Here is a 14,074-nt window from a genome sequence, read left to right as displayed (position 1 = left end):
TCATTTTTGCGTTATATTTGCAAGAAAAAATTACTGAATGCAATTTCTTATATTTATAATAGCCTATCCGTTTCTTTGGATTATTTCAATTCTTCCTTTTCGCATTTTTTATTGGTTATCTGATGTGGTGTATTTTATCGTCTATTATATCATTGGTTACAGAAAAAAGGTGGTCAGAGAAAATTTAGCTTTGGCATTACCTTATCTAAGTGCTGCGGAACGACTTGTCATCGAGAAAAAGTCATACCACCATTTATGTGATATGTTTATGGAAATGTCAAAAACCATGACTATATCCTCTGAGGAAATGAACAAAAGATTCGTCATAACTAATCTGGAGGTTATGAAGGACTATGAAAAAAAAGGTAAGAGCATCATACTTTTGGCTTCCCACTATGCAAGTTGGGAGTGGATGATTACACTTAATCAAAAAATAACGTACAAAGGCGTAGGGGTTTATAAAAAAATAAGCAATAAATATTTCGATAAACTTATTAGAGATATTCGATCAAAATACAATACTGAATTAGTCGTTACAAACAAATCGATCCCGTTGATTGTCAATAATCAAAAACATGGAATCCTTTCTCTATATGCATTAATCAGTGATCAATCCCCAAAAGCCGACAGAATATTTCATTGGGATACCTTTATGGGAATCGAAGTTCCAGTGCATACGGGAGCTGAAATGTTAGCCAGAAAATACGATTTGAATGTCGTTTTTTTAAAAGTAAAAAAAGTAAAAAGGGGATATTATCAAGCGACATTAATTCCTATTACCGATAATCCTAAATCGGTTCCAGATTTTGGAATTACACATACTTTTATTCAAGAGGTGGAAAAACAAATAAATGAAGCTCCCGAATATTATTTTTGGACTCATAAAAGATGGAAACACCGTCGCTAAAAAATCGGAGATTAAATCTTGTCCGATTTAAGCACAATTTCTGTTATAATACTAACGTGAAATAAAAATTAGGTTCGTTCTTTTTACTAAAACCGCTTTTTTTATTAATTTAACTTAAGCTTTAGAAATAGTATGCTAATTTTGATAAATCTACTTAAAGAAAAATGAAATTAAAAATCAATAATAGGTTTAGTGCGGAATTGCCTGCTGATATTGACGAGACCAATGTTACGCGTCAGGTTCATAATTCTTGTTTCTCCTATGTAATGCCTAGAGTTCCTTCTAATCCTAAACTAATTCATTTTTCTGAAGAAGTTTCTGAAATGCTTGGAATCACAGAGAAAGATACACAATTACCTGAATTTACAGCTTTCTTTTCCGGAAAGGAAATCATACCAAATTCTCGTCCGTACGCAATGAGTTATGCGGGACATCAATTTGGAAATTGGGCCGGACAATTAGGTGACGGCAGAGCAATAATTCTAGCGGAAGTCGAACAAAATAAGCAAGTTTTTGCCTTGCAATTAAAAGGAGCCGGAATGACACCCTATTCCCGCAGAGCAGATGGTTTAGCCGTGTTGCGTTCTTCCATTCGAGAACATCTTTGCAGCGAAGCTATGTTTCACCTCGGAGTTCCCACGACCCGCTCTTTATCCTTAATACTAACTGGTGACCAAGTCTTGCGTGATGTGATGTACGACGGCCACCCCGATTATGAAAAAGGTGCAGTGGTTTGCAGAGTTGCGCCGTCTTTTATTCGTTTTGGAAATTTCGAACTTTTTTCTTCTCAAAATGACCTAAAAACATTAAAATTACTCACTGATTTTACCATAAAATATCATTTTCCTGAAATTAAAGGGGAAACTAAAGAAAGTTATATTCAGTTTTTCCAGGCGGTTGCCGATAAAACTCGTGAAATGATTGTGCAGTGGCAACGTGTTGGTTTTGTTCATGGCGTGATGAATACGGACAATATGTCTATTTTAGGACTTACCATAGATTACGGCCCCTATGGCTGGCTGGAAGACTATAATCCCAATTGGACCCCTAACACAACCGATCGCGAGAATCGAAGATATCGTTTTGGCAATCAACCGGAAATCGCACTTTGGAACTTGTATCAGTTGGCCAACGCGCTGTATCCTTTGATAGAAGAAACGGCACCTTTAGAATCTATATTAAATGATTTTCAAACTATTTATGAAGATGACTACCTTACTATGATGCTTTCTAAATTAGGTTTGGAAACCAAAAAAGAAAATGACAATCAACTGATTCATATCCTAACCGAAAATTTGCAGCTTACAGAAACAGATATGACTATTTTCTTTAGAAAATTAAGCCACATCAAGAAAGAAGAAGTCGTTGAGAATGCTTTTTTACATATTTACGAATCTTTCTACAAAACCGAAGCAGTTACCGAACAAATTAAAGATTCGTGGTTGTATTGGCTTACCCAATATTTGAATAGAATGCAGGAAGAATCCATTTCAGATGACGACCGAAAAGCCGCAATGAATCTGGTAAATCCAAAATATGTACTTCGAAATTACATGGCTCATTTAGCAATTGAAGCTGCTGAAAAAGAGGATTATTCGCTAATTGAAGAATTACATCAATTATTAAAAAATCCATATCAGGAACAAATTGAAGCGGAAAAATGGTTTGCAAAGAGACCCGATTGGGCCAGGGAAAAAATTGGAAGTTCTATGTTGTCTTGCAGTTCTTAAAAAACTAAAAGACAACATAAAAATTACTTTTGAAACTAAAATCTATTTATTATTTATAGCGAAAACCAGCTTTTTACCAATTCATCTTCTAATGATTTTGCCTGTTTATGAACAAACTCGTTGGTAACGGAATTATATTTATAATCCAAAGCCCAAGTTTTATGGTTTTCCGCAAGCGATTTTATGGCATTGCATACAAATTCAATTTCAGCATTTGTCGTTGTTGGATGAATAGACATTCTAATCCAACCCGGTTTTCTGATTAAATCTCCCAAAGTAATTTCGTCAATCAATTTATGGGAAGTTTCCTGATCCACATGCAACAGAAAATGCCCGTAAGTTCCAGCACAGCTACATCCGCCACGTGTTTGAATTCCGAATTTGTCATTTAGTAATTTCACGCCCAAATTGAAATGCAAGTCTTCTATAAAAAAAGAAATCACCCCTAACCTATCATGATGTTGGCCAGCAAGTATTTTTATGTTTGGGATATTTCCCAATGATTCAAAAATAGAATCAACAATTTCATGTTCTCGTTTAAGAATATTATCAATACCCATTTTCTCTTTCAACTGAATAGCCAAAGCCGTTTTTATCACTTGAAGAAAACCGGGAGTTCCACCATCTTCCCTATCTTCGATATTATCAATGTACTTGTGTTCACCCCAAGGATTTGTCCAGCTTACCGTACCGCCTCCAGGACAATCAGGAACCAAATTTTGATATAATTTTTTATTAAAAACCAAAACACCGCAGGTACCAGGACCACCAAGAAATTTATGCGGGGAAAAGAAAATCGCGTCCAGATAACTTTCCGGATCTTCGGGATGCATATCTATTTGTACATAAGGTCCTGAACAAGCAAAATCGACAAAACAAAGTCCGTTATGTTGATGCATTAATTTTGCTGCTTCGTGATAAGGCGTTCTAATCCCGGTAACGTTAGAGCAGGAAGTAATAGAAGCAATTTTGAAACTTCTATCTTTATATTTGTCAAGCAGTATTTCTAAATTTTCAACACTGAACAAACCATCTTCAGTAGATGGAATTACCTCAACATCAGCAATAGTTTCCAACCAGGAAGTTTGATTAGAATGATGTTCCATATGCGAAATAAAAACAACTGGTTTCTTTTCGGCGGGAATAGTGATGAAGTCTTTTAGATTTTCTGGTACTTTCAAACCAAGAATACGTTGGAATTTATTAACTACTCCTGTCATTCCTGTTCCATCAGTAATTAAAATATCATCAGAATTAGCATTGACATGATGCTTGATGATATGACGCGCCTGATGGTATGCCTTAGTCATTGCTGTTCCCGAAACTGTAGTCTCCGTATGCGTATTGGCCACAAAAGGACCAAATTCATTCATCAGTTTTTCCTCAATAGGGCGATATAAACGACCACTGGCGGTCCAATCCGTATAGATAATTTGTTGTTGTCCGTATGGAGTTTCAAATGTTTGATCTATTCCAATAATATTCTTACGAAACTGTTGGAAATAGAGTTCTAATTGCGTTGGAGTTTCTGTGGAAGTCATTGTAATATAAATTTGAGTTCAAAGATATAGGTTTTCTTGGGATTTCTGAAATAAGAAATTTAATTGGATGCTTGCTTTTAAAACCTAAAAGTGTGAATTTCTAACGCGCGACTAAAAAAACACCATTCTTTCCAAATTTAGCCCCGGTTGCAGTGAAAATCCTTTTCCTTTTTCCTTTAAAAAGGAAAAGATTGTAACGTAAAACGGGAACAATACCTCTGAAAAAGCCCCAATCATTCGCTCCAAAAATAGAAAAGAATTTGGCTTAAAAAAGAAAACCCTTTCAAAGCTCGACTCTGAAAGGGTATTGGTACATAAAAAATAACGTCCTAAAGGAACCGTTATCAGATTTCTTATATCAATTTATTTATTTCCCGCCATTTGCTTGAAGATCCGCAATACATTGCGCATCCAGTTTTGGAGCTGTACCTCCTGATACCATATTAGATATTCCGCCTCCCGTTTCTGAAGACCAATACATTAAGCAACTTTCCACATTGCAATGTTTTGCATGCGCTGCATCTTCATGATTACTTTGTAAAGTAGTTCCAAGATTAGTAAGTCCTAAAATATGACCAAACTCATGCGTTACAACAGTAGTTTCTAATAAAGTTCTGTTAGGTTTAAATGGGCTATCACTTAATCCTTGCACCGTTTTTTCAAATATAACAAAGGAAGTGTTCCAGTAGGCAGTTCCTAAAATCACACTTGTGCTTGTATCACTGGTTGATTGTCCATCAGCGAAAAATGCCCAAATAGCAATTTGATTTGCTGTATTATATTTGGTTCTGTTTGCATTTTCAATGTCTGCTATTTCTTGAATGGTATAAGGTGCAGTTCCCGGTGATGCAATAGATCTTTTAATTACGCTAATTCCCCCAGGTTTATACATTCTAGCTTTTAGAAAAGCTACTAAGTTGTTAATTGTAGTAGATGTTGGTTCAAAACCCACTACATAAACTACTTCAACAATTGCACTATTAAATTTTTTATCGGACAACAAATCATTGGATGAACTCCCAGTCGTTTGTTTGTTATTATTTACGTTGAATGTTGCTGAAGTACTGGTTGTACTATCCTCTTTTGAGCATGAAAGTAGCAAGACAAAGCTTAGTACCAGTATTAGAATTCTTTTTTTCATTATTCTTTTTGAATTATTTTTTTAATGTTTTAAAACTTACAATTATTACTACGCTATCTATATAACTTTAACTATCGGCTAAAGAAATGGCCTCACCATCTTTATTTACGATAATTGCTAATTATTAGATTCACAAAAATAGTATTTACATAATAAATCTAACTACTGTAAAACTCTCTTTTATAATGATTAGTAAATTCTTATCGTTTTATTTAAATAAGTAACTCCAACTTGAGACGCAAAAGAACCGAAACCCGTTATTTTATCGTTGCATTATGAGTATATAGGAAGTTATAAACCTGTAATGTAGTTTACATTACAATTAGTAGAAGTCAACAAATTATACTAAATATTCCAGAATATTGCCCAGTATTAAAGACAAACCCTTTCAAAATTAAGATTGAAAGGGGTTTTTATATTTTAAAAATTGCAGTTTTAGATTCCCGCGACCGCTTTTATTTCTTCAATGATTTGCACAATAAAAACATTAACTTCAGTTGCAAAAAGACTTTGGTGTGAAATTATCGTTTTAGAGAGAAATGAGACCTAAATGTTTTTGATTCTAAATTACCTATTTGATCCTCTTCTTTATAATTCAAAGTAAACCAATAATCTGCTGCTGGCATCAAATTACCGAGATGAGTTCCATCCCAGCCCAGTCCCGAAGGAGCTATTTCTTTTATGAATTTACCATATCGGTCAAAAATATAAATCTGCGCTTGGAATAATTTTTTGTAATTTGGAATATTCCAATAATCATTAAAACCATCATTATTTGGGGTGAAAAATTTTGGAAATCCAAAAATGGTAAATTGTTTAGATATTAATGTACAATTGACACTGTCCTTTACCGTGATAAAATGATCTCCAATCGACAACCCACTATAAAAATTAGATTGTTGAAATCCATAATCATCTAATTTAAAAAGAAATGGTCCTGATCCGCCAACAACATCCACGTTTAAAAAATTAGTGTCTGCAAAATATTTACTTAAGTTTACAATAACATCACTCGCCATTTGCGATGATACTACCGTTGCAAAAGCCTGACTGGAGCAACTCGTTTGCATATCCGTAATCAACACAGAATAATTTCCCTTCTCAACTGCCGTGTAGGTGCTTTTAGTAGCATCATTAATTAATTCACTATTCAGAAACCATTTATATTCATTATCTCCAGATGATAATCCACTATTCAAAGTAAAACCTTTCGCCAAATTACCTAAAGAATCAAAACAAATAACCCCGTCTGTCAAAGTAGGTTCTGGTGCTAGATTTATTGTTACATTTTGCGTTTTACTAAATTTGCAACCTAAAATATTTACAAATTCAAATGTGACATTGTAATTTCCTGGAGCAGGAAAAATATGGGTAGGATTTTCAACCTTGGAAGTTGTACCATCTCCAAAATCCCACTTATATGTATTTAATGTAGAAGCTGAATTTAATGAAGTGTTTTTAAAAATCACCTCTTTTTTATCGCAAACATTATAGACTTCAAAATTAACGATAGGATCTTGAAGATTTACAACTGTTGAAATAGCTACTTTACATCCTGTCGCAGAGGTCAATTCACAACCGTATTTTTTTCCGTCAATAGGGTTATTTATTTTTATATTTTGGGTGGTTTGACCCGTTTCCCACAAGTATGAAAAACCGATGGGAGCTGAAAGAGTAACAGCATTCGCATCAGTACAATAGGAAGAACCTATTGTAAGTGATGAATAAAAAGCGTCAATATATGCATAGCCAAAATGTCCTCCTATTGAGCAATCACTGGTCTCGAATTCTACGGTAATCTTCTGGCCTATATAAGGGCTTAAATCCAACCCAACTGTCGTCCAATCTTTGTACACAACATTAAATTCTTCGCAAGTTTGAAATCCGGGAAGGTCAATTGTTGCAACAACATTATAAGCACCGCAAGTGGGATCTATGAGCTCTCTATTTTCATTATAAACATTTACACGAAAATAGGGTTGTTCTGCGGGTTCATGACCTGGATCTTGCAACACCACAGCATATTTATAAATAAACAAAGAATTTTCTGGCGTAATGGTTAAAGTATATGAGAGTGTTTCGGCTTCACCGCCTGAGCTGTCATTGCCTAATCGTGCAGAATACGAACCTCCAGGAGCAACAACAGATAATTTCTTGCAGGTTTTTAGATCCACGCCGTTTCCTGACATAATGGTATGCCTACCTTTAACAATTCCTGAATTTTTGATTACTACTGGACAACATCTTCCTTTTCCTGCTTGCCAACCAATAAAAGTTCCTGTTTCAAAATCTAGATTGTAACCTGTATTTTGTGAAGAAACAACATTTGAAATTAGAAAAATTATTAATAAAAGAATCGTTTTTTTTTCCATAACAGTTTCAAATAAGGTGAAAAAATTGTTAATAGTTTTTTTATAGACTTTTTTTACTAATTACAAACATTTGAGATTACAATAATACTCCAAATTTTTATTTAAAAACTCATTTTCAGGTTCTTACACAAAAAAATTATCAGAAAATACATAATTAAAATCAATACCAAATAAAAAGTCGTTTTAGATTTTATTCTAAAACGGCTTTTTAGATTTATAAAAGTTAAATACCTGCAATCATCTTAATTTCATCAATAATTCTTAAAGCCAATTTATCCGCCTGCGCTTGTGAAGCGGCTTCGGTATAAATACGGATAATTGGTTCGGTATTTGATTTTCTTAGATGTACCCAATTTTCAGCAAAGTCGATTTTTACCCCGTCAATGGTGGTAATATCTTCGTTTTTGTATTTCTCTGTCATGGCAACAAGAATCGCATCGACATCGATTTGTGGTGTCAATTCTATTTTGTTTTTGCTCATGTAATACTCAGGATACGAAGCACGTAATGCAGAAACTGTCATTTTTTTGTTTGCCAAATGCGTCAAGAATAGCGCCACTCCCACTAAACTATCACGACCATAATGCGACTCTGGATAAATGATTCCGCCATTTCCTTCTCCACCTATAACTGCATTATTTTTTTTCATTAAATCCACCACATTCACCTCGCCCACGGCACTGGCTTCGTAGCTTCCGTTATGTTTGTTAGTTACATCTCGCAACGCACGAGAGGAAGACATATTAGAAACCGTATTTCCAGGGGTTTTACTCAACACATAGTCGGCGCAGGCCACTAAAGTATATTCTTCTCCAAACATTTCTCCGTCTTCACAAATGAAAGCCAAACGATCTACATCAGGATCAACTACAACTCCTAAATCCGCTTTTTCCTTAACTACCAATTCAGAAATATCAGTCAAGTGTTCTTTTAATGGTTCCGGATTATGAGGAAAATGACCGTTTGGTTCACAGTATAATTTTACTACTTCAACTCCCATTAACTCCAATAATTTTGGAATAATAATTCCTCCAGAAGAATTTACTCCATCAACAACCACTTTAAACTTAGCCGCTTTTACAGCTTCAACATCAACTAGTGGCAAATTCAATACTTCATCAATATGAATGTCCATATAAGCGTCATTCTCAATAATTTCACCTAAACTGTCCACATCCGAGAAATGAAATGCTTCGGCTTCAGCGATAGCAAGGATTTTTTCTCCTTCGGCACCATTTAGAAACTCGCCTTTTTCATTTAATAACTTTAAAGCATTCCATTGCTTTGGATTATGAGATGCGGTAAGGATAATTCCTCCATCTGCTTTCTCCAATGGAACGGCAACTTCAACCGTTGGTGTCGTTGACAATCCTAAATCAATTACATCAATGCCTAAACCAATCAATGTGTTTATCACCAAATTATGAATCATCGGTCCTGAAATACGAGCATCACGACCCACTACTACCTTTAACTTGTCATCCCGAAGAATTGAGGAATCTTGATAGTTTTTTAACCATGTCCCATAAGCTGAGGCAAATTTTACTGCATCAACCGGCGTAAGGTTATCTCCTACTTTCCCTCCTATTGTTCCACGTATTCCTGATATCGATTTTATTAAAGTCATTCTTATATTTTTAAATTTTGAGTAATTTATTTTAAATTTCCCACAAATATAATAATTGACAGTTTAAAAAAGTCATTTAGAATTCATAATTTAGGCGAATGAACTTCTTAGCACACATCTATCTCTCGGGCGACAATGATTTAATCAAAATAGGCAATTTTATGGCCGATGGGATTCGGGGGAAACATTTTGAAAGTTTTCCATTGGATGTCCAAAAAGGAATTGTGCTTCATCGTTCCATAGACACTTTTACAGATGCCCATCCTATTTTTAGAAAAAGTACCAAACGATTACACGAAAACTATCATCATTATGCCGGTGTGATTGTAGATGTTTTTTATGACCATTTTTTGGCAAAAAATTGGGTTAATTATTCGGATGAAAATCTGGACACATATGTCGCTAATTTCTATCAGTCTTTACTGGATAATACAGCCATTTTAACCGAACGAACCCTTGGAATGATGCCTTATATGATTAAATACAATTGGCTCGAAAGTTATCAAACCATCGACGGAATTGACAAAATATTGACCCAAATGGATAGCCGAACCAAAAATGAATCAAAAATGCGCTTTGCATCAGCTGAGCTAAAAGAGTATTATGCAGATTTTGAAAAAGAGTTTACTGAATTCTTTAAAGAATTAATACTATTTTCGAATGATAAAATAATGACTTTATGAAAAAAATAATCTTTCTGCTTGCCTTTGCTGTTTTAAGTTGCAAATCGAATGAAAAAATGGTTGTGCCCACTGGTTTAGTGACCTCAAAAGCTATGGTGGTTTCGGCACGGGAAGAAGCTTCACAAATTGGAGTTGAAATCATGAAAAAAGGCGGGAACGCTTTTGATGCTATGGTTGCAACAGAACTGGCTTTGGCAGTTTCCCATCCTCAGGCAGGAAATATTGGCGGTGGTGGTTTTATGGTTTTTAGAAAAGAAAATGGAGAAACTGGAGCATTAGATTACAGAGAAAAAGCGCCATTAGCAGCCAGTAAAGATATGTTTCTGGACAAAAATGGAAATGTAATTGAAGGGAAAAGTACAGAAACAGCACTGGCTTCAGGAATTCCTGGTACGATAGCCGGAATATTTGAAGTACACAGAAAATATGGTTCTTTACCTATTAGCGAAATTTTAAAACCGGTAATCGAATTAGCAGAAAAAGGGGTTATTGTGACCGAATATCAAGCACAAAGTTTGGCCGACTATAAAGCTTCTTTTATCAAAGCTAATGGCCGTAATAGTTTATTTTCGAAAGGATATAAAGTTGGCGATACCATAAAATACACTGCATTGGCAGAAACATTAAAAAGAATCGCTAAAAACGGTCGGGACGAATTTTATAATGGAGAAACTGCTCAAAAATTAGTTGCTTTCCTTAACAAAAAAGGCGGAAATGTAACATTGGAAGATTTAAAAAAATACCAAGCAAAATGGAGAGCTCCAATTACCTTTCAATATAAAGGTTTAAAAATCACTTCGATGTCTCCTCCAAGTAGTGGTGGCATTTGCTTGAATCAAATCATGAAAATGATTGAGCCTTATAATCTTGCTCAAATGGGTCATAACAGCCAAAAAACAATTCAGGTAATTACAGAAGCGGAACGCAGAGCCTATGCCGATAGAAATTATTTCTTGGGAGATCCCGATTTTGTAAAACTTCCAATGAATGAATTAGTAGATCCATCCTATTTAGAAAAGAGAATGAAGGATTTTTCATTTGACAAAGCATCAAAATCTTCTGATATTGCCAATGGAGAAATCAAAGGATATGAGAGCAAACAAACTACTCACTATTCGATTGTGGACGCTAAAGGAAATGCCGTTTCTGTGACAACAACCTTAAACGATAATTATGGTTCCAAAATATACTGTGATGAACTGGGTTTCTTCTTAAACAATCAAATGGATGATTTTAGCGCTAAGCCGGGAGTTCCAAATTTATATGGACTTACGGGAACTGAAGCCAACAGCATCGCTCCCCAAAAAAGAATGTTGAGCTCTATGTCACCAACAATTGTGGAGAAAGAAGGAAAACTATTTATGGTAGTAGGAACTCCAGGAGGTTCAACCATTATTACCTCAGTTTTACAAACCATATTGAATGTTTACGAATTTAGCATGAGTATGCAGGAAGCGGTAAATGCTCCTCGTTTTCATCACCAGTGGTTACCCGATGACATTACATTTGAACCCAATTCTTTCGATAAGGAATTATTGAACAATTTGAAGAAAAAAGGGTACCTTATCAATGAAAAAAATAAAGAAATAATTGGAGAAGTCGATGCAGTTTTGGTTTTACCAAATGGAAAACTTGAAGGCGGAGCAGATAAAAGAGGGGATAACAAAGCAGTTGGGTTTTAAAAAAACATATTTTATACTATCAGAATGAAAAAAATTATAATTGCATTGAGCATTTTTTGTATCAGTTGTAAAACTCAAAATGTAATGGTAAAACCCACTGGATTAGTCGCTAATAAAGCAATGGTTGTTTCAGCGCGAGAAGAAGCTTCAAAAATTGGTGTAGAAATCATGAAAAAAGGAGGAAACGCTTTTGATGCCATGGTTGCGACTGAATTAGCTCTGGCAGTTGCTTATCCTTTTGCAGGAAATCTTGGAGGTGGTGGTTTTATGGTGTATCGAAAAGCAAATGGCGAATTAGGTTCTTTAGATTACCGTGAAAAGGCACCGTTAGCTGCTACGAAAGATATGTTTTTGGATGAAAAAGGAAATATCATTCCTGGTAAAAGTACAAAATCTCCATTGGCAATTGGGATACCGGGAACCATAGCAGGTATTTTTGCAGTACATAAAAAATTAGGTTCTTTACCTATCGATGAAATACTAAAACCGGTTATTGAATTAGCAGAAAATGGCGTTGTGGTTACCCATAAACAAGAGCAGAGACTTAATGAATATCGACAGGAATTGAGTAACATTAATGGTCCCAATTCAGTACTTTCAAAAGTCTATAAAGAAAATGATACTATAAAATATCCGGCATTAGCAGCCACCTTAAGACGAATTTCAAAAAATGGTAGAGATGAGTTTTACAAAGGTGAAACAGCCAAAACTTTAGTGCATTATCTGCAGGAAAAAGGAGCCATAATTACCATGGAAGATTTGGCTCAATATGAAGCTAAATGGAGAACACCACTTACTTTTAAATATAAAGATTTAAATATCATTTCGATGCCTCCGCCCAGCAGTGGCGGAATATGTCTTGCCCAAATATTTAATATGATTGAACCTTACGATTTATCAAAAATGGGACATAACTCAACTCAGGCAATCCAAGTTATTGTGGAAGCGGAACGAAGAGCCTACGCCGATAGAAGTTACTTTTTAGGAGATCCTGATTTTGTAAAAATCCCCTTAAAAGCATTAATGGATGAAACATATTTGAAGCAAAGAATGTCAAATTTTAGTTTTGATAAAGCAACGCTCTCTTCTGATATAAAAGAAGGTAAGGTAAATTATAATGAAAGTTTAGAAACCACACATTATTCGATAATTGACCAATTTGGTAATGCAATTGCAGCAACAACAACGCTTAATGCCGGCTATGGTTCGAAATATTATTGTGATGAATTGGGATTTTTATTAAACAATGAAATGGATGATTTTAGTGCTAAACCGGGGGAACCTAATATGTTTGGGTTAGTAGGAAATGAAGCCAATAGCATCGCTCCACAAAAAAGAATGTTGAGTTCTATGACCCCAACCATTGTAGAAAAAAATGGAAAATTATTTATGACCGTGGGCTCGCCAGGTGGATCTACCATTATCACATCGGTATTACAAACGATATTAAATGTTAACGAATATAGTTTGAGTATGCAGGAAGCAGTAAATGCCCCAAGATTTCACCATCAATGGTTGCCGGATTTAATCACATTTGAACCCAATACTTTTGACACTAAAACCTTTGAAACCTTAAAATCAAAAGGGTATTTAATCAATGAAAAGACAACGCCAGTTATTGGTAAAGTTGATGCTATTTTAGTCCTGCCAAATAAAACTTTAGAAGGAGGAGCCGATTTTAGAGGGGATGACAAAGCCATTGGATTTTAGAATTATGAATTTTATAAAAACATTAGAATCAGCTTTTCATGAAAATAGCAATCCCGAAAATGCTTTTGCAATGGCGAAATACATGAAAAATAACTTTCCCTTTTTTGGAATAAAAACTGAGGAACGAAGACGTATTTTAAAGGAAATTTGGAAAGAAAACAAAGCTGAAGTTACTAAAAATGCAAGAGCAACTGCTTTAGAAATGTATTTGAAACAACAACGAGAATTTCATTATTGCGCAATTGAAATTTTGATAAAAGAGCTTAAAGGAAATTACAAGATAGAAGATATTCAACTCATTGAAAAATTAATTTCTTCAAATTCTTGGTGGGACAGTGTTGATACTACTTCAAAATACATTTTAGGAGAATATTTACTCGAATTCCCATTGGAAACCGAAAATGTATTACAACGCTTTTCCAGTTCTGACAATATGTGGTTCAATAGAAGTGCCATTTTATTTCAATTGAATTATAAGGAAAAAACTAATTTTGAATTACTGAAAAGGGAAGCAGAGAGACATAAAACTTCAAAAGAATTTTTTATTCAAAAGGCAATTGGATGGGCTTTGCGAGAATATGCAAAAACAAACCCTGAAGCAGTAAAAAAATTTGTGATCAATAATAATTTAATGCCGTTGAGTACAAAAGAAGCTTTAAAAAATATTAATTGAGTTCAAAA

Annotated in this window: 10 protein-coding genes; 6 read left to right on the top strand and 4 right to left on the bottom strand. The window is 34.6% G+C overall.

The genetic code is table 11. The annotated features are described in order from the left end of the window. Positions 1–37: 37 nt before the first annotated feature. Both IWX84_RS12290 and IWX84_RS12285 read left to right on the top strand, forming a co-directional pair. Complete coding sequence (locus tag IWX84_RS12290; RefSeq protein WP_196851056.1) at positions 38–907, top strand: lysophospholipid acyltransferase family protein; 870 nt, start codon at positions 38–40, stop codon at positions 905–907. A gap of 164 nt (positions 908–1,071) precedes the next feature. Next, the gene (locus IWX84_RS12285; RefSeq protein ID WP_196851055.1) at positions 1,072–2,637 is read left to right on the top strand and encodes a protein adenylyltransferase SelO; all 1,566 of its coding nucleotides are present in this window, start codon (positions 1,072–1,074) and stop codon (positions 2,635–2,637) included. A 53-nt stretch (positions 2,638–2,690) separates the two neighbouring features. Here the strand turns inward: IWX84_RS12285 and IWX84_RS12280 are convergent, their stop codons facing one another. From IWX84_RS12280 to glmM, 4 genes are all read right to left on the bottom strand, one after another. Then, complete coding sequence (locus IWX84_RS12280) at positions 2,691–4,178, bottom strand: aminotransferase class V-fold PLP-dependent enzyme (protein ID WP_196851054.1); 1,488 nt, start codon at positions 4,176–4,178, stop codon at positions 2,691–2,693. Positions 4,179–4,545: 367 nt separating this feature from the next. Beyond that, a complete protein-coding gene (locus IWX84_RS12275) occupies positions 4,546–5,319 on the bottom strand; it encodes a membrane metalloprotease (RefSeq protein ID WP_196851053.1) in 774 nt (257 codons plus the stop codon). Positions 5,320–5,840: 521 nt separating this feature from the next. Next, positions 5,841–7,691: a T9SS type B sorting domain-containing protein gene (locus IWX84_RS12270; protein ID WP_196851052.1), complete on the bottom strand. Its 1,851-nt coding sequence runs from the start codon at positions 7,689–7,691 to the stop codon at positions 5,841–5,843. 223 nt (positions 7,692–7,914) lie between these two features. After that, a complete protein-coding gene (gene glmM, locus IWX84_RS12265; RefSeq protein ID WP_196851051.1) occupies positions 7,915–9,318 on the bottom strand; it encodes a phosphoglucosamine mutase in 1,404 nt (467 codons plus the stop codon). A gap of 98 nt (positions 9,319–9,416) precedes the next feature. On the opposite strand from glmM, the gene IWX84_RS12260 reads away from it, so the two are divergent. The 4 genes from IWX84_RS12260 to IWX84_RS12245 are packed head-to-tail and all read left to right on the top strand — an operon-like array spanning position 9,417 to position 14,066. Then, positions 9,417–10,001, top strand: coding sequence for an ACP phosphodiesterase (locus IWX84_RS12260; protein ID WP_196851050.1), 585 nt, complete (start codon positions 9,417–9,419; stop codon positions 9,999–10,001). Next, a complete protein-coding gene (gene ggt / locus IWX84_RS12255) occupies positions 9,998–11,683 on the top strand; it encodes a gamma-glutamyltransferase (protein ID WP_196851049.1) in 1,686 nt (561 codons plus the stop codon). The genes IWX84_RS12260 and ggt (IWX84_RS12255) overlap by 4 nt, the downstream gene beginning before the upstream one ends. Before the next feature lie 24 nt (positions 11,684–11,707). Next, positions 11,708–13,393, top strand: coding sequence for a gamma-glutamyltransferase (gene ggt / locus IWX84_RS12250; protein ID WP_196851048.1), 1,686 nt, complete (start codon positions 11,708–11,710; stop codon positions 13,391–13,393). After that, positions 13,371–14,066, top strand: coding sequence for a DNA alkylation repair protein (locus IWX84_RS12245; protein ID WP_209548849.1), 696 nt, complete (start codon positions 13,371–13,373; stop codon positions 14,064–14,066). Before ggt (IWX84_RS12250) ends, IWX84_RS12245 begins: the two co-directional genes overlap by 23 nt. The last annotated feature ends 8 nt before the right edge of the window (positions 14,067–14,074 follow it).

Origin of the sequence: Flavobacterium sp. CG_9.10 (assembly GCF_015752245.1) — a bacterium.
In the GTDB taxonomy this organism is placed as follows: Bacteria; Bacteroidota; Bacteroidia; order Flavobacteriales; family Flavobacteriaceae; genus Flavobacterium.
This window is presented reverse-complemented; position numbering and strand designations above follow the sequence as displayed.